Consider the following 481-nt stretch of genomic DNA (forward strand, 5'->3'; position numbering starts at 1 on the left):
TGTTGCTTTACCCTCACCACTCGTATTACCCGCAGGATCGGTAATTTCTGCTTTCACAGAATAATTGCCATCCGGAGTTGCTTTATCCGCAGGGATAGTCACTTCGGCTTTACCCGCTGTCACTTCATCTGCCGTCAGCGTATGTTCAACGGTGTCAGTGCTACCATCAGGTTTGGTGATCGTCAGGGTGAGTTTATCCCCTTCCGCACTGCCTGCTGGCACGGTCACTTCGGTTTGTACGCCGTCTTTTAGCTCGTCGGCATTCACGCCGTCAGCTGCTTCTGGAATGGTCACCACCGGAGTCGTATCTACCACGCCGTCACCGTCGGTGTCGCCTGGAATTTGTCCATCAACAGCAAATTCCACTTTATTCCCTGGTTTAGCTGGATTACTACCTTGTGACAAGCTGACACCTACGCTATTTTGACCGTCTTGTACTGCGTCTTTCGGAATATCTATTGACACTTTGCCCGCAGTTACT

Annotated in this window: 1 pseudogene; it reads right to left on the reverse strand. The window is 50.7% G+C overall.

Annotated elements, in window-relative coordinates:
- Nucleotides 1–465, reverse strand: a pseudogene (locus ACNARN_RS18640) (RTX toxin); the annotation flags it as partial.
- Between the last annotated feature and the right edge of the window lie 16 nt (nt 466–481).

The organism is Proteus sp. TSJ240517, from assembly GCF_047921575.1.
GTDB lineage: Bacteria > Pseudomonadota > Gammaproteobacteria > Enterobacterales > Enterobacteriaceae > Proteus.